Annotated in this window: 20 protein-coding genes; 5 read left to right on the top strand and 15 right to left on the bottom strand. The window is 64.3% G+C overall.

What is annotated here, in order from left to right:
* Positions 1 to 81 precede the first annotated feature (81 nt).
* The 6 genes from N4T19_RS18135 to def all read right to left on the bottom strand — a co-directional run bounded on the left by N4T19_RS18135 (position 82) and on the right by def (position 4649).
* On the bottom strand, positions 82 to 1275 hold the full coding sequence (locus tag N4T19_RS18135; protein WP_260718698.1) for a phosphoglycerate kinase: 1194 nt from the start codon (positions 1273 to 1275) through the stop codon (positions 82 to 84).
* A 129-nt stretch (positions 1276 to 1404) separates the two neighbouring features.
* A complete protein-coding gene (locus tag N4T19_RS18130) occupies positions 1405 to 1749 on the bottom strand; it encodes an AzlD domain-containing protein (protein ID WP_021026998.1) in 345 nt (114 codons plus the stop codon).
* Entirely contained in the window at positions 1746 to 2570 is an 825-nt protein-coding gene (locus tag N4T19_RS18125; RefSeq protein ID WP_021026997.1) for an AzlC family ABC transporter permease, read from the bottom strand. Before N4T19_RS18125 ends, N4T19_RS18130 begins: the two co-directional genes overlap by 4 nt.
* Positions 2567 to 3550 carry a methionyl-tRNA formyltransferase gene (gene fmt, locus N4T19_RS18120; RefSeq protein ID WP_260718697.1) on the bottom strand — a complete coding sequence of 328 codons (984 nt, stop codon included), beginning with the start codon at positions 3548 to 3550 and terminating at the stop codon, positions 2567 to 2569. The genes N4T19_RS18125 and fmt overlap by 4 nt, the downstream gene beginning before the upstream one ends.
* Positions 3551 to 3601: 51 nt before the next feature.
* Positions 3602 to 4072, bottom strand: a complete 471-nt coding sequence (locus N4T19_RS18115) for a hypothetical protein (protein WP_260718696.1) — start codon at positions 4070 to 4072, stop codon at positions 3602 to 3604.
* 55 nt (positions 4073 to 4127) lie between these two features.
* Positions 4128 to 4649: a peptide deformylase gene (gene def, locus N4T19_RS18110; protein ID WP_116926081.1), complete on the bottom strand. Its 522-nt coding sequence runs from the start codon at positions 4647 to 4649 to the stop codon at positions 4128 to 4130.
* Positions 4650 to 4820: 171 nt separating this feature from the next.
* On the opposite strand from def, the gene N4T19_RS18105 reads away from it, so the two are divergent.
* Both N4T19_RS18105 and dprA read left to right on the top strand, forming a co-directional pair.
* Entirely contained in the window at positions 4821 to 6044 is a 1224-nt protein-coding gene (locus N4T19_RS18105; RefSeq protein ID WP_260718695.1) for a LysM peptidoglycan-binding domain-containing protein, read from the top strand.
* 30 nt (positions 6045 to 6074) lie between these two features.
* The gene (gene dprA, locus N4T19_RS18100; protein ID WP_260718694.1) at positions 6075 to 7250 is read left to right on the top strand and encodes a DNA-processing protein DprA; all 1176 of its coding nucleotides are present in this window, start codon (positions 6075 to 6077) and stop codon (positions 7248 to 7250) included.
* An 11-nt stretch (positions 7251 to 7261) separates the two neighbouring features.
* On the opposite strand, the gene N4T19_RS18095 is transcribed toward dprA, so the two are convergent.
* The 7 genes from N4T19_RS18095 to N4T19_RS18065 form a co-directional block, all read right to left on the bottom strand.
* Complete coding sequence (locus N4T19_RS18095) at positions 7262 to 9637, bottom strand: DUF1631 domain-containing protein (protein ID WP_260718693.1); 2376 nt, start codon at positions 9635 to 9637, stop codon at positions 7262 to 7264.
* Between the two features lie 27 nt (positions 9638 to 9664).
* Positions 9665 to 10615, bottom strand: coding sequence for a protein translocase subunit SecF (gene secF / locus N4T19_RS18090; protein ID WP_021026467.1), 951 nt, complete (start codon positions 10613 to 10615; stop codon positions 9665 to 9667).
* A gap of 11 nt (positions 10616 to 10626) precedes the next feature.
* Positions 10627 to 12519: a protein translocase subunit SecD gene (secD, locus tag N4T19_RS18085; RefSeq protein WP_116926077.1), complete on the bottom strand. Its 1893-nt coding sequence runs from the start codon at positions 12517 to 12519 to the stop codon at positions 10627 to 10629.
* A gap of 70 nt (positions 12520 to 12589) precedes the next feature.
* Complete coding sequence (gene yajC / locus N4T19_RS18080; protein WP_021026469.1) at positions 12590 to 12922, bottom strand: preprotein translocase subunit YajC; 333 nt, start codon at positions 12920 to 12922, stop codon at positions 12590 to 12592.
* Between the two features lie 363 nt (positions 12923 to 13285).
* The gene (locus N4T19_RS18075) at positions 13286 to 16882 is read right to left on the bottom strand and encodes an indolepyruvate ferredoxin oxidoreductase family protein (protein WP_182344663.1); all 3597 of its coding nucleotides are present in this window, start codon (positions 16880 to 16882) and stop codon (positions 13286 to 13288) included.
* On the bottom strand, positions 16882 to 17037 hold the full coding sequence (locus N4T19_RS18070) for a hypothetical protein (protein WP_165841186.1): 156 nt from the start codon (positions 17035 to 17037) through the stop codon (positions 16882 to 16884). The genes N4T19_RS18075 and N4T19_RS18070 overlap by 1 nt, the downstream gene beginning before the upstream one ends.
* Positions 17037 to 17192, bottom strand: coding sequence for a hypothetical protein (locus tag N4T19_RS18065; RefSeq protein ID WP_165841185.1), 156 nt, complete (start codon positions 17190 to 17192; stop codon positions 17037 to 17039). The genes N4T19_RS18070 and N4T19_RS18065 overlap by 1 nt, the downstream gene beginning before the upstream one ends.
* 236 nt (positions 17193 to 17428) lie before the next feature.
* On the opposite strand from N4T19_RS18065, the gene N4T19_RS18060 reads away from it, so the two are divergent.
* Positions 17429 to 17926: an Lrp/AsnC family transcriptional regulator gene (locus N4T19_RS18060; protein WP_116926075.1), complete on the top strand. Its 498-nt coding sequence runs from the start codon at positions 17429 to 17431 to the stop codon at positions 17924 to 17926.
* A 75-nt stretch (positions 17927 to 18001) separates the two neighbouring features.
* On the opposite strand, the gene mltA is transcribed toward N4T19_RS18060, so the two are convergent.
* Positions 18002 to 19216 carry a murein transglycosylase A gene (gene mltA / locus N4T19_RS18055; protein WP_260718692.1) on the bottom strand — a complete coding sequence of 405 codons (1215 nt, stop codon included), beginning with the start codon at positions 19214 to 19216 and terminating at the stop codon, positions 18002 to 18004.
* Between mltA and N4T19_RS18050 the strand changes: the two genes are divergently transcribed.
* Both N4T19_RS18050 and N4T19_RS18045 read left to right on the top strand, forming a co-directional pair.
* The gene (locus N4T19_RS18050) at positions 19176 to 19304 is read left to right on the top strand and encodes a hypothetical protein (RefSeq protein WP_021026473.1); all 129 of its coding nucleotides are present in this window, start codon (positions 19176 to 19178) and stop codon (positions 19302 to 19304) included. The two genes, mltA and N4T19_RS18050, sit on opposite strands and share 41 nt — an antisense overlap.
* 151 nt (positions 19305 to 19455) lie before the next feature.
* Entirely contained in the window at positions 19456 to 20106 is a 651-nt protein-coding gene (locus tag N4T19_RS18045; RefSeq protein ID WP_021026474.1) for an OmpA family protein, read from the top strand.
* 80 nt (positions 20107 to 20186) lie between these two features.
* Here the strand turns inward: N4T19_RS18045 and N4T19_RS18040 are convergent, their stop codons facing one another.
* A complete protein-coding gene (locus N4T19_RS18040) occupies positions 20187 to 20816 on the bottom strand; it encodes a response regulator transcription factor (protein WP_116926074.1) in 630 nt (209 codons plus the stop codon).
* Position 20817: the final 1 nt, after the last annotated feature.

Here is a 20817-nt window from a genome sequence, read left to right as displayed (position 1 = left end):
ACGATCCAAAGTGCGAGCAGAGCCACGCATTTTGTTGTTTTTGCTCACACTTTAGAAACGCCATTTGTCCACTGAATAAGCTCAGCCTGCCGCGCGTTTTTGCAGAATCTCGAAAGCTGGCAAGGTCTTGCCTTCCAATACTTCCAAAAAGGCACCGCCGCCAGTGGAGATATAACCAATCTTGTCCTCGATGCCGTACTTGGCAATGGCGGCCAAGGTATCACCGCCACCGGCAATGCTGAAGGCGGGCGACTGGGCAATGGCCTGGGCCAGGGTTTCGGTGCCATGCGCAAACGCATCGAACTCGAACACGCCCACCGGGCCGTTCCAGACGATGGTGCCGGCCTTCTTGAGCTGCTCGGCCAGGCGGGCGGCCGTCTCGGGGCCGATATCGAGGATCAGGTCGTCATCGGCCACGTCGGTGGCGCGCTTGATGGTCGCCTCTGCGTCGGCCGCAAAGGTCTTGGCCACCACCACATCGGTCGGAATCGGCACATCGGCGCCGCGTGCGGCCATGGCATCGATCACGGCCTTGGCGTCACCCACCAGGTCGGCCTCGGCCAGCGACTTGCCGATGTTCAGGCCTGCCGCCAGCATGAAGGTGTTGGCAATGCCGCCGCCGACGATCAGCTGGTCTACCTTGCTGGACAGCGCCTGCAGGATGGTCAGCTTGGTCGAGACCTTGGAGCCCGCGACGATGGCGACCAGCGGACGCGCCGGCGCGGCCAGTGCCTTGGTGATGGCATCGATCTCGGCCGACAGCAGCGGGCCGGCGCAGGCGATCTTGGCGTACTCGGCAATGCCGTAGGTCGTGCCTTCGGCGCGGTGGGCCGTGCCAAAGGCGTCGTTCACATAGATGTCGCACAGCTGGGCGAGCTTTTGCGCCAGCGCCGGCAGGTTCTTCTTCTCGCCGACATTGCTGCGGCAGTTCTCCAGCATCACGACCTGGCCGGGGGCCACGGTGACACCGTCAACCCAGTCCGCGATCAGCGGCACCTCGCGGCCCAGCAGCTGCGCCAGACGTTGCGCCACCGGGGCGAGCGAGTCCTCGGGCTTGAACGCGCCCTCGGTGGGGCGGCCCAGATGGCTGGTCACCATCACGGCGGCGCCAGCCTTGAGCGCCATCTCGATCGCAGGCACCGACGCACGCACGCGCGTGTCTTCGGTGATCTCGCCGGCATCGTTGAGCGGCACATTCAGATCGGAGCGGATAAAAACGCGTTGGCCTTGCACCTTGCCTTGGGCACACAGGTCGGAGAAACGAAGGATGTTCATGGGAATGGCTACCAAAGAGTCTAGAAACTGGGGCGCGCGCCATGCAAGGGCCTGCGCATGGCCGCCATTGTAGAGGCCTGCCCAGCCCGCCCCAAGCAGCGGGTCGCGCTCGCGTCTCTCCGCCCCGGCTTACCAGCCCAGGCCGATATGCAGCGGCAGGTAGACCGCCATGCCCACCACAATCGTGCCCAGGATGCCGCGCTTTTTGAAGTAATAGATGGTCGCGCAGATCACCGCCGGAATGCGGGCATCGAGCAAGGTGTCGGTCAGCTCGCCCTTGACCATCAACAGCTCGGGGGCAATGACGGCCATCAACGCGGCCAGCGGCGCGTATTTGAGGCCGCGCTTGAGCCAGTCGGGCAAGGGCAGTTCGTTCTTCGGGATCATGAAGAACGCGCGGGTGACCACGGTGATGACGGTCAGGCCCACGATGGCGGTGAGCTGGTAGAGCAGATCCCAGTCGTCCTGGCTCATCGCACATGCTCCTCACGCACGGGCACCGCCGTGGTGCCATCGTCGGGCTGCTCGGGCCCGGGCGATGGCAGCGGCTTGTTCTTCGCCACCACCACGATCTTGGGCTTGCGGCCGCGCTGGTCCACCGCCTCGACCAGGAGGCCGATCGTGACCGCGCAGGCAATCGCCACCAGGATATTGAGCTTGAGCGGAATGCCATAAGCCGCAATCGCCGCCGTGGCGGCCACCAGCGCCGCGACCTTGGTGGCGCGGTCGATCAGCATCGAATAGAGCACGCCCAGCAGCGCCAGCACGCCGGCAAAACCCAGGCCCCATTCCAGCGGCACCACGTTGGCCAGCAAGATGCCGGCAATCGAGAAGCCCTGCCAGGTCACAAAGTTCAGCGACGAGGCGCCCCAGAAGTAGTAGACCTGCTGGGGCTTGGCCACCGGCGCGGTGTAGCGGCGCATGAAGGCCACAAAGATCACATCACCGCTGAAGTAACCAATGCAGAGCCGGTGCCACAGCGGCAGGTGCGCAAAATAGCTGCGCCACATGCTCGACAGAATGACAAAGCGCAGGTTCACGCAGGCGGCGGTGAACCAGACCACCCACATCGGCGAGCCCATCGCCATCAGCGGCAGCACCGCCAGTTGGGCGCTGCCGGCATAGACCACCAGCGACATGAAGATGGCCATGGGGGCGGAGATTCCCGCCTTGACCATGGCCACACCGGTGACCAGCGCCCAGGCGGCAATGCCCACGGCCGTGCCCGACATGTCGACCACGCCGGCACGGAAACTGGGGTGGTCGATGGCGCGGCGCCGGTGGTGCAGGCTCATGGAGCCGCCACGGAGAGCCTGTCGTCACCCAGCACCTGGCCGGGCTGCAGCGCATGGCCGCGCAGAAAATCGGCCGCCTGCAGCCGCTTGCCACCGGGCCGCTGCAGCGCGCTGATGCGCAAGGCACCCTCGCCGCAGGCCACCACAATGCCCTGGCCGTCGGCCGCCAGCACCTGGCCGGGAACGGCACCGGCGGGCGAATGCCGCTCGGGCTGCGCTGCCCAAATCTTGACCACCTCCTCGCCCATGCGGGTCGAGGCGGCCGGGAAGGGATTGAAGGCGCGCACGCACCGATCGATCTGCACAGCGCTCTGCGCCCAGTCGATGGTGCTTTCGGCCTTCTCGATCTTGTGCGCGTAGGTGATGCCTTCTGCCGGCTGCGGCGCGCGCTGCAAACGGCCCTCGGCGCTCAAGGCCAGCGCCTGCACCAGCATGCGCCCGCCCATCTCGGCCAGCTTGTCGTGCAGGCTGGCGGTGGTGTCATCGGCGGCAATGTCCAGCGCTTCGACCAGGCACATATCACCGGTATCGAGGCCCGCGTCCATCTGCATGATGGTCACGCCGGTCTGGGCATCGCCCGCCTCGATCGCGCGGTGGATGGGGGCGGCGCCGCGCCAGCGCGGCAGCAGGCTGGCGTGGATGTTGAGGCAGCCCTTGGCAGGCAAGTCCAGCACCCATTGCGGCAGGATCAGGCCGTAGGCGGCGACGACCATCACATCGGGCTGGGCCGCCAGCAGCGCCGCGCTTGCGGCAGCCGCTTCTTGCGGGTATTTGCCATCGAGCCGCAGGCTGAGCGGCTGGCTGACGGCAATGCCGTGCGCCAGCGCGCATTGCTTGACCGGGGAGGCCTGCAGCTTCATGCCCCGGCCGGCGGGCCGGTCCGGCTGGGTCAGCACCAGCGGCACTTCGTGACCGGCGGCCAGCAACTGCTCGAGAGCCACACGGGCAAATTCCGGCGTGCCGGCAAAAACTACTTTCATGTCTTTTTTTAGGTAAGAGGCCAGTTGCGATCGGGCCACGCAGACCGGCCGTCAATCGCGCTGGCGGGGCTCGGGCAAAGGCTCATCCATGAACATCAGCTTTTGCACCACACCTTGCGGATCGATGTGCACATGCGCGAATCGCTTGATGCCATTGTCCCAGAATCGGTAGGTCCAGACCTGTCCCTTGAAGCTCCAGACCCGGGTGATTTCCATCGGCGGGCCAAAATCCTGCATCAGCTGCTGCTCGCTGAACTGGCCCAGCGGGATGGCGCCGAAGTTCTCGGCCGTCAGCACCTGGGTAGTGGTCTGCAATTGGCCATCGGCGCCAAAGCGCAGCTGGTAGGCCTCGCGCCCCATCGGCTGGGTGGTGTAGAGCCAGCGCTCCGCTCCGCCCTCGAGCTTTGTGACGGTCGTAGCAGGGCCGAGCTTGCTCAGCACTTCCTGCTGCGGGGTGCCGGGCTTGAACTGGGTGGGGTAGGCGCAGCCCGCCAGGGCGGCGCACAGGATGAGCAGCACCATCGCGCCCCACGCGCTGCCAGGCAGCCAGCTCCGTGAAGATCGCGCCGTGCCCATATCAGCCCTTGGCGTCGGCCAGTTCGCGCTTTTGCTGCTTGACCAGCTTGGACTTGATGCGGTTGCGCTTGAGGGGCGAGAGGTACTCGACAAACACCTTGCCCAGCAGGTGGTCCATCTCATGCTGGATGCAGATGGCCAGCAGGCCTTCGGCGTCGATCTCGCGGCTGTTGCCGTTCTCGTCGAGTGCCCGGATCTTGACCGCCACCGAGCGCTCGACACCGTCGTAAATGCCGGGCACAGACAGGCAGCCTTCGTCACCCACCTGCTTTTCATCGCTGGCCCAGAGGATTTCCGGGTTGATGATGGCCATGGGCTCGTTGCGCTCTTCAGAGACGTCGATCACCACCACGCGCTCGTGCACGTCGATCTGCGTGGCTGCCAGGCCGATACCGCTGGCGTCGTACATAGTGGCCAGCATGTCCTGGACCAAGGTACGGATGCGGTCATCGACCACGGCCACGGGCTTGGCGACCTTGTGCAGACGGGGATCGGGGTAGCAGAGAATCGGGAGGATAGACATAGTTTTCGCTCTTGAATGTCGTTATTTTCGCCACTTTTGCGCTTCAATGCCCAGATGGCTTGCAATAATCATTGATCGATCAAGGGCTTGGCCCGAGAATCAGAGGCAATTACAAACATTGACAGCAGGCCCACTGTGGCCTGCCAGCGACTGAGAGGGAGTCACCCGGCCATGCGAGCATCCACCACGCCCCTGTTCCACCAGCTGCGCAGCAGCGCCGTTGCAGTCGCCTGCATGGCCTGCGCCGGCATGAGTGCCTGGGCCGCCACCCCGGCCGCGCAGTTGCCGGTGACCGCGCAGCAACGCAGCACCGCCCAGCAAGTGGCGGCGCTGGGCATCCCCGAGGCCGACCTGGTCGCCAATGCACCCGAGAGCTACGTGGTCAAGCGGGGCGATACGCTCTGGGATATTTCGCGCATCTACCTGCAGCAGCCCTGGCGCTGGCCGGCGCTGTGGGGCATGAACCTGCAGTCCATCGCCAACCCGCACCTGATCTACCCCGGCCAGACCCTGTACCTGGAGCGCCGCAATGGCATAGCGCGCCTGGTCACCTCGCGCTCGGGTGAGGACGAGGTCATCCGCATCTCGCCGCGCGTGCGCAGCGAGAGCCTCTCGGGCACCGCGCTGCCCGCCGTCAACCAGCGCCTCATCGAGGCTTTCCTGGTCGAGCCCGAAGTGCTGGCCGCTGGCGAGAGCGAAAAAGCCCCGCGCCTGGTCGGTGCCGCGCAAGAGCGCGCCCTGCTGTCGCCCGGCGACCGCGTCTATGGCCGCTCGGCCGACCAGTCGCTGGAAACGGGCCAGGAGCGCCAGTACTACCGTGTGTTCCGCAATGCCGTGCCGATGGTCGACCCCGAAACCAACGCCGTGCTGGGCTACGAAGCCCAGTACCTGGGCAAGGTGCAGGTGATGGCCGGTGAGCGCAAGGAGACGACGCTCGATGCCAAGGGCCATGCCCACACCGATCCGGTGCCCGCATCGCTGGACATCACGTCGGTGAAGGAAGAAATCCGCATCGGCGACAAGCTGCTGCCGATGCCGCGCGCCACCGTCACCAGCTATGTGCCGCATGCGCCCGATGAGCACCTGCAAGGCAGCGTCATGTCCATCTACGGCAGCAACAGCGTGGCCTATGCATCGCGCAACAACGTGATCGCCATCAACCGGGGCCAGGCCGACGGTGTCGAGCTCGGCCATGTCTTCCGCCTGATGACGCGCGGCGCGCGCATCAAGGACAAGACCGACAGCGACCAGACCGTCATCAAGCTGCCCAACGAGGCCAATGGCCTGGCCATGGTGTTCCGCACGTTCGACAAGGTGTCCTACGCGCTGATTCTGGAAGCGAAGGAAGGCGTGAAGGTAGGCGACTCGCTGATCTCGCCCGACTACCGCCCCTGATACGGGTAACGGGGAAAGTGGCTCTTGCCCATGACCGAACAAGAGCTGCATGACTGGTTGCGCTTGAGCGCCACGCCCGGCCTGGGCAATACCACCATCCGGCGGCTGCTGGCGCGCTTTGGGCTGCCCGCTGACGTGCTGGCCCAGACCAGCGCCGCGTTGGAGAGTTGCATCACGCCCGCGCAAGCCCGGGCGCTGCACCACCCCAGCCCCGAGCTGCAAGCGCTGCAGGCGGCCACCTGGGCCTGGCTGACCAGCGCGCCCACCCCTTTGCAGCGCCATGTGCTGACCCTGGGCGACGCCGATTACCCGGCGTCCTTGCTCGAAACCGCAGACCCGCCAGTGCTGCTCTACATCACCGGCCATGCCCGCTGGTTTGGCGCCCAAGGCCTGGCCTGGCCGCACCGGGCGCTGGCCGTGGTCGGCAGCCGCAATCCCACGCCCCAGGGTGCGCTCCATGCCCGCGCTTTTGCGCAGACCCTCGCGCGCCAGGGCGTGACCGTCGTCTCCGGCCTGGCGCTGGGCATCGATGCCGCCGCCCATGCCGGCGCGCTGGAGGCCGCAACAGATACGCAGCCCGCCACCATCGCCGTGATCGGCACCGGCATCGACCGGGTCTACCCCCGGGCCAACCACCCGCTGGCCGCGCAGATTTCCGAGCAGGGCTGGATCGTCAGCGAATACCACCTGGGCACGCCCCCGCTGGCGCAGAACTTTCCCAAACGCAACCGGCTGATCGCCGGCCTGGCCAGTGGCACCTTGGTGGTCGAGGCGGCGACCGCCTCCGGCTCCCTGGTCACCGCCCGGCTGGCCAGCGAGCAGGGGCGCGAGGTCTTCGCCATCCCCGGCTCCATCCATGCGCCGCAAAGCAAAGGCTGCCATGCGCTGATCCGCCAGGGCGCCAAGCTGGTGGAATCGGTGGAAGATATACTGGAAGAGCTGCCGGCGCTGGGCGGTGCAGCCGCGCGGGCGCCAGCTGCAGAGCCCGCTCCAGCGGCTGCGCCTGGCGCAGCGGCCAGCAACGATCAGCATGAAGACCAGGGTTTGCTGCAGGCGCTGGGCTTTGACCCGGTCGATCTGGACAGTCTGTGCAGCCGCACCGGCATCGATATCGCCAGCCTGCAGATCCAGCTGCTGGAGCTCGAACTCCAAGGCCAGGTGGCGCGCCTGCCCGGCGGCTTGTTCCAGCGCCTGGCGGCAGGCTAGATCCAGCAGCCTTACTGCAGCAGCCGCTCGGGGTTGGCCTCAATCTTGGCCAGCGCATCGCGCGCGGCGCGCGCCGTGATGCCTTCGGCATCGCGCGGCAGCAGCAGGCCCGCCTGCAGGTAGTGGCCCATGCGCCGCATCTGAAAGAGAAAGCACGAGCCACTCAGCGCCGCAAATAGATGCAGCTGCTTGTGCTGGCTATGCCAAACATACTGCACCTGCAGCGGGCTGGCATTGTGGTCCAGCAGGAACCAGTTGCCCAGCGACAGGTTCTTCGCCCACTCCAGCACCTCGGGCTGCACCAGCGCACCATCATCGGCAATCACCTGGATGCTGCTGGTGTCGATGCCCAGCATCAGCTCGATGCTCTCGGCGCTGAGCGGGTACTCCTCGGTCACCACCTCGTCGAGGGCATCTTCCAGATGCGCCAGGCGCTCTGCCAGCGCAATGATGCGCTCCTGCGGGATCTCATTGGTCTTGGCCAGAAAGGCCTCGGCCACGATGTCCATCAGGCTCTTGATCATCTCGTCCTGGCGCTCGCCAACGATATTGGACAGCGTCAAACCCTGGCGCAGCACGGTTTGCAACAGCGGCAGCTGGCGGATCACCTTGGCACGCTCTTCCTTGCTGGGCTTGGCTGACGCCGACCAGACCAGGTCCAGCGCGGCCTTCTTGAATTTTTGCGTGTTCTCGTGCTCGGCGCCGAAGCGGATGGCCGACATGGCCAGCACATCGGACCACTGCTTGAACAGGAACTCGCGCACATCGCTGTCCACCGGCATCTCCAGCAGCATGTCGCGCAGCTGGATCGTGTACTGGATGGCCAGCGTTTCCTTTTGCTCGATCTGCTGGGCCAGGCTCACCAGCTCGCGCGCGGTGGCGGTCTGGCCGGTCAGGTTCTTTTCGAGGAATTTCTGGAATTCCTTGAGCACCAGCTGGAACACGCGGCTGCCGGTGTCGGGGTACTGCTCAATGACCTGCACCACCCGCTTGACCTCGGCTTCCAAGCTGGTGCCATTGAGCGCAGCGGCCTCAAAGCCCAGCACGCAGGCCCCCATGCGGTCGATCAGCTGGCGCGCGGGGTGCTCGGTGTCATTGAAGAAGGCCGGCTCGGCCAGCGCCACGCGCAGCACCGGCACCTGCAGCCGCGCAAACCAGATGCGGATACCGGCCGGAATGCGGTCTTCGTTCAGGATGCTCTGGAACATCAAGGCGATGATCTCGATGATCGCCTTTTCCTCGTCGGACGAGGCCACGCTCTTGAGCGCCGAGGATTGCTGGCGCACCGCCAGTGCCACCGGCGCCACCACCTGTCCGGGGTCAAAATCGTCATCAGCAGGCGCGGTATGGAACCAAGCCGACTGGATCGCCGTGGGCGGCGAGACCAGCGCATGCTGCAGCGCCGGCGAGATCACATAGCCGCCCGCGTCTCCCAGCGAGGCGCGCACCGAGGTCGGCCCGCCATTGGAGCGGCCACCGGCGACGTTGTGCAAAAAGCCCCGCAGCTGCGCCAGCACACCCTGGCTCTTCTGGCGGGCTGCGCCCATCGCCACCCATCCGGGGGCAGCGGCGCCGCCAGCAGGCATCAGGCCCGAAGGCATGCTGGCCGCGCCTGCGGTCCCTTGCGCTGCGGCCATGCCGCCCGCCTGGTGGGTGGCAGCAGCCACAGCAGCGGCTGCTGCAGAGGCGGTGGCGGCCGGCGCATGGCGCTCGCTTTCAGTGCGTTTGATGCGGTAGCTGCGCAGTTCATCTTCGGTGGCCGCGCCTTGCTCGTCAAAAAAGCGCCGCACGGCCGTGTAGCCGCTGATGCCCAGCGGCGCCAGCGCTTCGAGCATCGGCGTCCAGAGCAGGTCCAGCGTCTTGCGGCTGAGGCCAGCCGCTTCCCAGGCTTCGATCAGCCGCAGGCACCAGGTCTCGGGGCGCAGCGCATCGGCCGGGCCCAGCTCCTGGTCTTCCAGAAACTGGGTCACGCGGCGCACGCTGTCCAGCTCCATTGCGACCAGCTCCAGCAGCTGGGCTGCCAGGCGCGATGCGATGATGCGGCCTTCGATGGCCTCGTTGCTGACCAGCTCGAAGCTGGTGATGGTGGGAGGCGCTGCCACCGGCTCGGGGGCCGGCTCGCCCGCCAGCAGGCTTTGGCGCAGCAGCTTGTTGGCGCTGTCCAGCCAGGCTTGCTGGCGGCTGTCAAACTCGGTAATGGCGGCCGACAGCGCGACATGCGAGCGGGCGGGATCGGTACTGGGCCGCGCCATGATCTGGAGCAGCTCGGCGCGCAGGCGCGCTGCCACCCCGGGCAGACCCGCGCACAAGCCCCCGACAAATCTCAGCCGCGCTTCACGGGCGAGCTTTTTTTGCCAGGTGCGATGGTGCGAAGGTGCAACAGCCACAGAAATCCCATCCCTTATCGGTCTGCTTTATACCGTAGCCCCGGCATTGGGGTCGTTCGGGTCCAGGTCCTTTTGGCTGACCTTGACCAGGTCTTCGCGCTTGACGCCCAGCCACATGGCGATGGCCGCAGCAACGAACACCGACGAGTAGATACCAAAAAGAATACCAATGGTCAGCGCCAACGCAAAGTAATGCAAGCTGGCACCGCCAAAAAGAAACATCGACAGCACCATCGCTTCGGTGGAAGCGTGGGTGATGATGGTCCTGCTCATCGTCGAGGTGATGGCGTGGTCGATCACTTCGGGCGTGCTGAGCTTGCGGAACTTGCGGAATGCCTCGCGGATCCGGTCAAAGATCACCACCGACTCATTGACCGAGTAGCCCAGCACCGCCAGCACACCGGCGAGCACGGCCAGCGAGAACTCCCACTGGAAGAAGGCGAAAAAGCCCAGGATGATCACCACGTCATGCAAGTTGGCGATGGCTGCGGCCACACCGAACTTCCACTCAAAGCGCATCGCCAGGTAGATCACGATGCCCAGCACCACGGCGCCCAGCGCCATCAGGCCGCCGTGCACCAGCTCCTCACCGACCGAGGGGCCGACGAACTCGCTGCGCAGCAAGGTCACCCCTGGGTCTGCGGCCTTGAGCGCGCCCATGACCTTCTCGCCTTGCTGGGCAGTGGTCACGCCTTTCTCGATCGGCAGGCGGATCATCACGCGGTCGGCGCTGCCCACGTTCTGCACCAGGATATCCTGGTAGCCGAGCGAGGCGACCTGTTCGCGGATCTTGCCCACGTCGGCAGGCTGCTCGTAGGCCACCTGCATGACAGTACCGCCGGTGAACTCCACCGACAGGTGCAGGCCACGGGTGGTCAGGAAGAACACCGCCAGCACAAAGGTGATCACCGAAATCGCGTTGAGCACCAACGCGTATTTCATGAAAGGGATGTCTTTTTTGATACGGAAGAATTCCATGGTCTTCCTCCTTAACGTTTAGCAGATGCCACGGAGCGGTGGTCTTCGCCCTCGGGCTTCCAGACCTGACCGATCGACACGCTCTTGAGTTTCTTGCGGCGGCCATACCAGAGGTTGACCAGGCCACGCGAGAAGAACACGGCCGAGAACATGCTGGTCAGAATGCCGATGCAGTGCACCACGGCAAAACCGCGCACCGGGCCCGAGCCAAAGGCCAGCAGCGCCAGGCCCACGATCAAGGTGGTGACGTTGGAGTCCAAGATGGTGTGCCAGGCATGTTCATAACCGGCATGGATCGCCGCCTGCGGCGACGCACCGGCGCGCAATTCCTCGCGCACCCGCTCATTGATCAGCACGTTCGAGTCAATGGCCACACCAATGGCCAGCGCCATGGCGGCAATGCCCGGCAGGGTCAGGGTGGCCTGCAGCATCGACAGGATGGCCAGCAGCAGCAAGACGTTCACGCCCAGCGCAATGGTCGAGACCACGCCAAAGATCATGTAGTAGATGCACATGAAAACGGCGATCGCGATGAAGCCGCCCACAATGCTCTTGATACCGGCTTCCACGTTCTCTTTGCCCATGCTAGGGCCGATCGTGTATTCCTCGATGATTTCCATCGGCGCGGCCAGCGAGCCGGCGCGCAGCAGCAGCGAGGTATCGCTGGCTTCCTTGGTGCTCATGCTGCCCGAGATCTGCACGCGGCCGCCACCGATTTCGGAGCGGATCACAGGGGCAGTCACCACTTGGCCCTTGCCCTTTTCAAACAGCAGGATGGCCATGCGCTTGCCAATGTTCTCTCGCGTGACGTCCTTGAAGATGTTCGCGCCCTTGCCGTCCAGCGTCAGGTTCACGGTCGCTTCATGCGTCTGGCTGTCAAAGCCGGGTTGGGCGTCGTTCAGGTTCTCGCCGGTCAGGATGACCTGCTTTTTCACGACAATCGACTGGCCATGCGGGTCGCTGTACTTTTCAGAGCCAAAAGGCACGGGGCCGGTGCCCATTTCGGCAGCGCGTGCGTCCGAGCTGTCGTCGACCATGCGCACTTCCAGGGTCGCAGTACGGCCCAGGATGTCCTTGGCCTGTGCGGGATCCTGCACACCAGGCAGCTGCACGACGATGCGGTCGGAGCCTTGCTGCTGGATCACCGGCTCGGCCACGCCCAGCTCATTGATCCGGTTGTGCAAGGTCGTGATGTTCTGCTTGAGCGCTTGCTCTTGCACGCTGCGCAGCGATTCAGGCTTGATGTTGGCGCGCACCACATAGGCGCCGCCCGTGCTGACCACGTTGGCCTGCAGGTCGGGCATGGTGTCCACAATCAGGTTGCGCACCGTCGTGGCGGTGGCCTCGTCTTGCAGGCGCACTTCGAGCGACTGGCCTTCGCGGTTCACACCGCCGTGGCGAATCTTCTTGTCGCGCAGCGCCAGACGCACATCGCTGGTCAGCGCTTCGGTGCGCTTGGTCAGCGCTGCCTGCATGTCCACCTGCAAGGTGAAGTGCACACCACCGCGCAAGTCCAGACCCAGGTACATGGGCTTGGCATGCAAGGCGGTGAGCCAGGCGGGCGAGCGGGAGATCAGATTCAGCGCCACCACATAGGAGGGGTCGCTGGTGTCGGGGATCAGCACGCGCTCGAGCACGCCCTTGGCCTTGAGCTGCTCGTCTTCCTTGTCGAAGCGGGCACGGATCGAGCCGTTTTCCAGCGCGATGCTCAGCGGCTTGACGTCGGCATCGGCCAGCGCAGTCTCCACGCGCTGCTGCAATGCAGAATCGACCGTGACAGTCGCCTTGACCGAGGCGACCTGGACAGCAGGCGCCTCACCAAAAAAGTTGGGCAGGGTGTAAACAACCCCTACCAGAAGCGCGATCACAATGATCGCGTACTTCCAGACCGGATAACGGTTCATGATCGCGCTCTTACCTTACGCAAAATAGAAGGCGCAGCCATGCTGCGCCAATTGCTGTTTCAACAGTGGATTACTTCAGCGTACCCTTGGGCAGCACCTGCACCACAGCACCACGCTGCAGTTGCACGACGACGCCCTGGGCCAACTCTACTTGCAGGAACTGTTCGTCCAGGCCCACCACGCGGCCCACCAGGCCACCGTTGGTCGCCACTTCGTCGCCCTTGACCAGCGCGTCGATCATCGCACGGGCTTCCTTTTGGCGCTTCATCTGAGGACGGATCATCAGGAAATACAGCACCACAAACATCAGCACCAAAGGCAGCATGCTGGTGAGGGTGGAGGTCATGCCGCCGGAGGCAGCAGCAGCCGGTGCGGTCTGGGCAAAAGCAGAAGAGATAAACAAATGAAGCTCCCAACGTGGATGCAGGCCTTGCCTGGATGACCAAAACCAAGGCCCAAAGAGAAGCATTGTATGCGTGCCCCTCTGCGAACACCCAGGCAATACCTTGGATGCCTCTGGTTTTTCCGGTTGTTTTCATGGAATTAAGCAGCTTTCATGCCAGCGCATTGGTAGAAGTCACTATGGTTAACACAGCAGATCCGATGGTATTTAAGCGCCCAAATGCCTGGCCCACCCTGTGGGAGCTCCGCCCGATATGACAAATTTGTCACGCTACCCATCCCGGCAGGCTGACAAAAAAGCCGCCAGGCACGGAGTCCTGGCGGCTTGGTCGGCATGGCATGCAGAGGCTGATGGCCAATAGCTTTACACCCGAGCCGGTTCTGGCTTGGCGGCCACCGGCGCATTGCCAGCATCCGCTGGGGCACGCCAGCGCGCCATCAGCTGCTGCCATTTGGCACGGGCCGCAGCCAGGTGGCGTTCCTTGACATGGCCATAACCACGGATGTCTTCAGGAATGCTGGCGATCTCGACGGCCAGCGCCAGGCGCTCGGCGCTCAGTCCCTGCAGCAGCTCCTCGATGCAGGCACGGTACTCCTGGATCAGCGCGCGCTCGGTGCGGCGCTCTTCGGTGCGGCCAAAGATGTCGAGTGCGCCACCGCGCAGGCCCTTGAGCCCTGCCAGCACGCCAAAAGCCTTGCGCATCCAGCCGCCATAGGCCTTCTTGACCAGCTCGCCCTTGTCGTTGCGCTTGGCCGTGGTGGGCGGCGCCAGGTGGTGCACGATCTTGTAATCACCCTCGAACATGCTGGCAATCTTCTCGCTGAACTCAGCCGTGGTGTGCAGACGCGCCACCTCGTACTCGTCCTTGTAGGCCATCAGTTTGAACAGATAGCGCGCCACCGCCTGCGACAGGCGCGTGCTGCTGCCCAATGTCGCCTCGGCCGCATGCACCTGGTTCACAAAGGCCTGGTAGTCGGCCGCGTAGGCGCTGTCCTGGTAGTCGGTGAGGAAGGCCACGCGCTTGGCCACCAGCTCTTGCAAGGAGGGCTTTTTCACCAGCTGGATGACCTGCTGGGCGGCAAACATGGCCTGCACCTGGGTCAGGTTGGCGGCGCATTGGCGGCCCCACTCAAACGCGGCCTTGTTGTTGTCCACCTGCACACCGTTCAGTTCCATCGCCCGCATCAGTGCCGCATGGGACAGCGGCACCCGGCCCTTTTGCCAGGCGTAACCCAGGATCAGTGGGTTGGTGTAGATGCTGTCGCCCAGCGCCTGGGTGGCAATGTGCTCGGCATCGAACATGCCCACACCCTCTTGGCCGACTGCGGCCAGGATCGCCGATTCGCAACCGGCCTCGGGGAACTGCCAGTTGGGGTTGTGCACAAAGGCTGCCGTGGGCGCGCCATGGGTGTTGAGCGCCACAAAGGTGCGGCCCTGCTGCATAGCCGCCAAGGTGGTCTTGTTGGCCGCGACAATGGGGTCGCAGCCAATGATGAGGTCGGCCTTGGCCGTGTCCACCTTGGTGGTGTAGATGGCATCGGGTGAATTGGCGATCTGGATATGGCTCCAGGTCGAGCCGCCCTTTTGCGCCAGACCTGCCGCATCCTGCGTGACCACGCCCTTGCCTTCCAGGTGCGCAGCCATGCCCAGCAGCGAGCCGATCGTGATCACGCCGGTGCCGCCGACACCGGCCACCACAATGCCCCAGGCCTGCGTGGCCACAGGCAGCACCGGATCGGGCAAGGCGGGCAGCTTGGCCATATCGCCCTTTTTCTCCTTCTTGGCTTTTTTGAGCTGGCCGCCTTCGATGGTGACAAAGCTCGGGCAAAAGCCTTTGACGCAGGAGAAATCCTTGTTGCAGGTGCTTTGGTTAATCTTGCGCTTGCGGCCAAAATCGGTCTCGACCGGTTCGACCGACAGGCAGTTGGACTGCACCGAGCAGTCACCGCAGCCCTCACACACCGCCTCGTTGATGATGACGGTCTTGGCCGGCGTGGCCAGCGTGCCGCGTTTGCGGCGGCGGCGCTTTTCGGTTGCGCAGGTCTGGTCATAGATGATGGCCGTCGTGCCCTTGAGCTCGCGGAACTCGCGCTGGATGCGGTCGAGCTCGTCGCGGTGGTGCACGGTCACGCCAGCACCCAGCTGCACGCCTTGGTATTTTTCCGGCTCGTCGGTCACGATGACCAGCTTCTTGACCCCTTCGGACAACAGGCTGGTCATGATCTGCAGCACCGAGTGGCCCTCGGGCCGTTCGCCCACGCGCTGGCCACCGGTCATCGCCACGGCATCGTTGTAGAGCACCTTGTAGGTGATGTTCACACCCGAGGCAATGCTCTGGCGGATGGCCAGCAGTCCGCTGTGGAAGTAGGTGCCGTCACCCAGGTTCGAGAAGATATGCTGGTCGGTGGTGAACGGCGCCTGGCCGACCCAGGTCACACCTTCGCCGCCCATCTGCGTGAAGGTGCTGGTGTTGCGGTCGGGCATCCAGTTGACCATGTAATGGCAGCCAATGCCGGCTACGGCGCGGCTGCCTTCGGGCACGCGGGTGCTGGTGTTGTGCGGGCAGCCGCTGCAAAACCAGGGCAGGCGGTCGACCGACTCTTGCCCGCTGTCCTTCAGGCCCTGCTCGCGCGCGGCAATCACCTGCAGCCGCGCATCCATGCGGCGCACGATGTCATCGGGCACGCCCAGCTTTTTCAGGCGCTTGGCCAGCGCCTGCGCAATCAGCGCCGGGGTCAGGTCGGCCTTGGGGCGCAGCAGCCAGTGCTCGCTGGGGTTGGGCACCGACCACTCGCCGCCCGAGTGGTCGCCATCGGTCTCATCAAACTTGCCCAGCACGTGGGGGCGCACATCCGAGCGCCAGTTGTACAGCTCTTCCTTGAGCTGGTACTCGATCATCTGGCGCTTTTCCTCGACCACCAAAATCTCCTGCAGGCCCATCGCAAAGTCGCGTGTGATCGAGGCCTCGAGCGGCCAGACCACGTTGACCTTGTGCAGGCGGATGCCCAGCTGGCGGCAGGTGTCGTCGTCGAGACCCAGGTCGATCAGCGCCTGGCGCGTGTCATTGAAGGCCTTGCCGCTGGCGATGATGCCAAAGCGGTCGTTGGGGGTGGAGATGACGTTGTAGTTGAGCTTGTTGGCGCGGATATAGGCCAGCGCCGCATACCACTTGTAGTCCATCAGGCGCGCTTCCTGCTCCAGCGGCGCATCGGGCCAGCGGATGTGCAGGCCGCCGGGCGGCATCACAAAGTCATCGGGGGTGATGATGTTGACGCGGTCCGGGTCCACCGAGACGCTGGCCGACGACTCCACGATCTCCTGGATCGTCTTCATGCCCGACCAGACGCCGGAGAAACGGCTCAGCGCAAACGCGTGCAGGCCCATGTCCAGGATGTCCTGCACGCTGGAGGGAAAGAACACCGGCGAGCCCACCGCCTTGAAGATGTGGTCGCTCTGGTGCGCCGCCGTCGAGGATTTGCTGATGTGGTCATCGCCCGCCAGCGCAATCACGCCGCCGTGCTTGGCCGTGCCCGCCATGTTGGCGTGCTTGAACACGTCCACGCTGCGGTCCACGCCCGGGCCCTTGCCGTACCAGATGCCAAAGACACCGTCGAACTTCTTGCTCTGCGGGTACAGGTCGAGCTGCTGCGTGCCCCAGACGGCGGTGGCGCCCAGCTCTTCGTTGACGCCAGGCTGGAACTCGATGTGGTTTTCCTTGAGGTGCTTTTTGGCCGCCCACAGCGCCTGGTCGTAGCCGCCCAGGGGCGAACCCCGGTAGCCGCTGATAAAGCCTGCGGTGTTGAGGCCCTGCAAGGCATCGCGCTGGCGCTGCAGCATCGGCAGGCGAACGAGGGCTTGCACCCCGCTCATGAAGGCACGGCCATGGGCCAATGCGTATTTGTCGTCGAGCGTGACGGTTTCCAGCGCCTTGCGAACGGACTCGGGCAGTGAAGCGTTCATCACACACCTCCTTGGCAAACAGGCTCGACGCCAAATACGCCACGTGCGGCTGCGCCGCCCGCTGCGTTTTTGTGTTGCAACCCGCGTTGCAGGTTGTCATCGAGCGTGACGGTTTCCAGCGCTTTGCGAACAGACTCGGGCAGTGAAGCGTTCATCACACACCTCCTTGGCAAACAGGCTCGACGCCAAATTCGCCACGTGCGGCTGCGCCGCCCGCTGCATATTTGTGTTGCAACCTGCGCTGCAGGTTGTCATCAAGCGTGACCGTCTCCAGCGCTTTGCGGACGGACTCGGGGAGTGAGGCATTCATCGTCTTGTCTCCTGGGGAGAGCACCCGGTGGCCGCTTGTGGCAGGTCCGGGATTGTGGGGCGTTATAAGAATCTGGCACCCGCAGATACCAGCAATGCATCCGGGGGCCAGCGGGCACGGCAAAACACCAGGCCCTTCATCGCTGCAGTGTATGACGGGCAGCAAGAATAAAGTATTCTTTTCCTTGCCGGGGTTTACCTAGTATTTGAAAGAATCTTGCTCAATAATGGTGATAAATGAACCAAATTGACAAATTCGACTGGGCGATTCTCTACGAGCTGCAAAAAAACGCCCGTTTGACGAATGCCGAGCTGGCCCAGCGCGTGGGGCTGTCGGCCGCGCCCTGCTGGCGCCGGGTACGGGCGCTTGAGGAGGCCGGCTACATCACCGGCTACCACGCGACCTTGGACCGCCACAAGCTCGGCCTGGGCGTGCTGGCCTTTGTGCGCGTCGATGCCGCGCAGAACACCGCCGACATCACGTTGCGCATGGAGGAATCGATCCGCCTGCTGCCCGAGGTCACGTCGTGCCACTACATCAGTGGCGCGGGTACGTTTGAGCTGCAGGTAGTCGCCAAGGACCTGGAGAGTTTTTCCAGCTTTATCCGCAATGTGCTGCTGCACCTGCCCAATGTGAAAGATGTGCACACCACCTTTTCGCTCGGCGAGGTCAAATCCAGCAGCGCCTTGCCGCTGCCGATGACGGCCAACCCCAAGGGCGCGCCTTCGCGTTGACCGCAGCGGGCACTGCAACAACGCCATGCAAAAGGCCAGCCTCGCAGCTGGCCTTGGTGGCTCCAACCCAGCGCCTCAGCGCTTGGCCACGCCCCGGGGCCACAGCACCCACAGGCGCAGCGGCTGCTTGACCCGGCCGGCGAAATCACCCGCCTCATGGCCCCAGCCGGCAAAGTAGTCGGCGCGCACGGCGCCCAGGATGGCACTGCCCGTGTCCTGCGCCATCACCAGGCGGTTGAGCTGCACGGTAGGGCCGGTGGACGACAGCCACACAGGGGTGCCGTAGGGGATGCTACCCCGGTCCACCGCAATCGAGCGGCCAGGGGTCAGCGGAACGCCCTGGGCACCATTGGGGCCAAACTCGGCATCGAGCGGCGACAGCGGCTCTTCCTTGAAGAACACATAGCGCGGGTTGCTCCAGAGCAGCTCGTTGACACGGGTTGGGTTCGCGGCAATCCAGGCCTTGATGCCCGGCCAGGTGGCATCGCGCACCAGGCCCTGGTCGAGCAGCCACTTGCCAATGCTCTTGTAGGGATGGTCATTGGTGGCGGCATAGGCCACACGGATCAGGCGCACCGAGCCATCGGCCTCCTGGATGCGCACGCGGCCCGAGCCCTGGATGTGCAGCACCATCGCATCGACCGGGTCGTTGACCCAGGCAATCACCTTGTCCTGCAGCTCGGCCTGCACCTGCGGCAGGGTCTCGATCTGCTGGCGGCTGAACCAAGGCTTGCGCGTGCCCAGCGTGGCTGGCGACCGGTACAGCGGTATCGAATAGCCATTGCCTGGCTGGCGCGTGCCATCGAGCATGGGCTCGAAATAGCTCGTCAGCATGCCATCGGGGTTGCCATCGAGCGATTCGACGCGGTAGGGCTGAAAGCGCGACACCATCCAGGCGCGCTGCTCTTCGGTCGAGGCCAGGCTCATGCGCCGCACCTCGGAGCAGAACTGCGCAAACGGCGCGGGCGGGCGGCTGCAGCTTTTGATCCAGGCGTTCCAGGCATCGGCCAGGTTGTCCTGCTCCAGGCCGGGCACCGACGACCAGTGCACCGGCACCCAGCGGCTCTTGGCCTGCTGGATCGCTGGGGGCAGCGGCTCATTGGCATCGGGTGGCAGCACCTCGATGCTGCCCGATACCGGCGAGCGGGTGGTCGGCGAAGACGGCTGGTCCAAAGGGACTTGGCTGGAGCAGGCGGCCAGAATTCCTACAATCGCAGCCATCGACAGCGTACGTAAGGAGCGGGTACCGATGGGACTGATATTGCTGGAAGCGCTATTGGCGTTGGTCATACTGGTGGCGATCGTCTGGTGGACGATGTTTGCCGGTCGCAAAAAAGGGGAAATCGTAAGCAAAGATGAGCAGCCTCCTCGCGACTAGCTTGCGCAAATCGTAGGACATGGCCGCTCATTGCCGTCATTTTTACCATTTTTGAACTTTGTCTCTGGCATTTGGCAGTTCTACTGCCCACAATTTGCATCCACGGCCTGCTCCATTTCCGGAGCGGCCCTTGCATCAGAGGAGTTCAAGCATGCGTAAACAAATTCTAGTCTCTGCCGTTGCCAGTCTGGCCATCCTGAGCGGTTGCGCCAACATGTCTGACACCCAACGCCAAACCGCCACCGGCGCCGGCGTGGGCGCACTGGGCGGCGCTGCCGTGGGTGCGATCGCTGGCGGCCATGCAGGCTCGGGCGCGGTGATCGGCGCGGGCATTGGCGCGCTGGGCACCTACATCTGGTCGCAACACATGCAAAAGCAAAAGCAGGAGATGGAGCAGGCCACCCAGGGCACCGGTGTGGTGGTGACGCAGACGCCGGACAACCAACTCAAGCTCGATATCCCCAGCGACATCTCGTTCCAGACCAACCGCTCGGACATCCAGGGCAACTTCGCCCCCATCCTGGACCGCTTTGCCGAAGGCCTGCGCAACAACCCCAATGCCCAGGTGCGCATCATCGGCCACACCGACAGCACCGGCAACGACGGCATCAACGACCCGCTGTCGCTCGCCCGCGCCGAGAGCGCCCGCAACTACCTGACGCAGCGCGGCGTGAACGGCGCGCGCATCCAGGTGCAGGGCATGGGCTCGCGCCAGCCCGTGGCCAGCAATGACACCCCGGCTGGCCGCGCGCACAACCGCCGCGTCGAGATTTATGTCGGTGAAGTGCAGCCAGGCCGTTAACACCTGCCTGTGCGGAATACACAAAGGGCGTCAGTTCAAGGACTGGCGCCCTTTTTTGTGGGCCCGCGCTAACGGCAGACTCAGGAAAGATCGCGCAGCAGGTTGGCCAGCTCCACCGCTGATTTGACCTGCATCTTGTCAAACACCCGGGCCCGGTGCACTTCGACCGTGCGCACGCTGATGGTCAGCTCATCGGCAATCAGCTTGTTGGGCAGGCCATCGATCACCAGGCGCATGACGGCCTGCTCGCGGTCCGTCAGCTCGGCCACGCGCTCGCGCACGCCTTGCTGCGAGCGCAGCGTCTCCAGATAGTCGCTCGATGCCTGCAGCGCATGCTCGATACGGTCGACCAGCACGTTGTCGGAAAACGGCTTTTCGCAAAAATCAAAGGCACCGCGCTTGACGGTGGCCACCGCCGTGGGTACATCGGCGTGGCCGGTCAAAAAAATCACTGGCAAGGCGGCAATCACATCCATCTCGACCAAGCGGTCAAACAGCGCCAGGCCACTCATGCCGGGCATGCGCACATCCAGGAGCGCACAGGCCGGGTCCACCTGGGGCGGGCGGCTGCGCAGCATGGCCTCAAAGGCCTCGGCTGAGGCAAAGCTCTCGCTGAGCAAGCGGCGCGAGCGCAGCATCCAGGCCAGGGCATCGCGCACCTCGGCATCATCATCGACGATATACACGGTCGCATTCACAAGCGGCTGCATC

Source organism: Comamonas squillarum, from assembly GCF_025309455.1.
Lineage (GTDB): Bacteria > Pseudomonadota > Gammaproteobacteria > Burkholderiales > Burkholderiaceae_C > Comamonas > Comamonas squillarum.
This window is presented reverse-complemented; position numbering and strand designations above follow the sequence as displayed.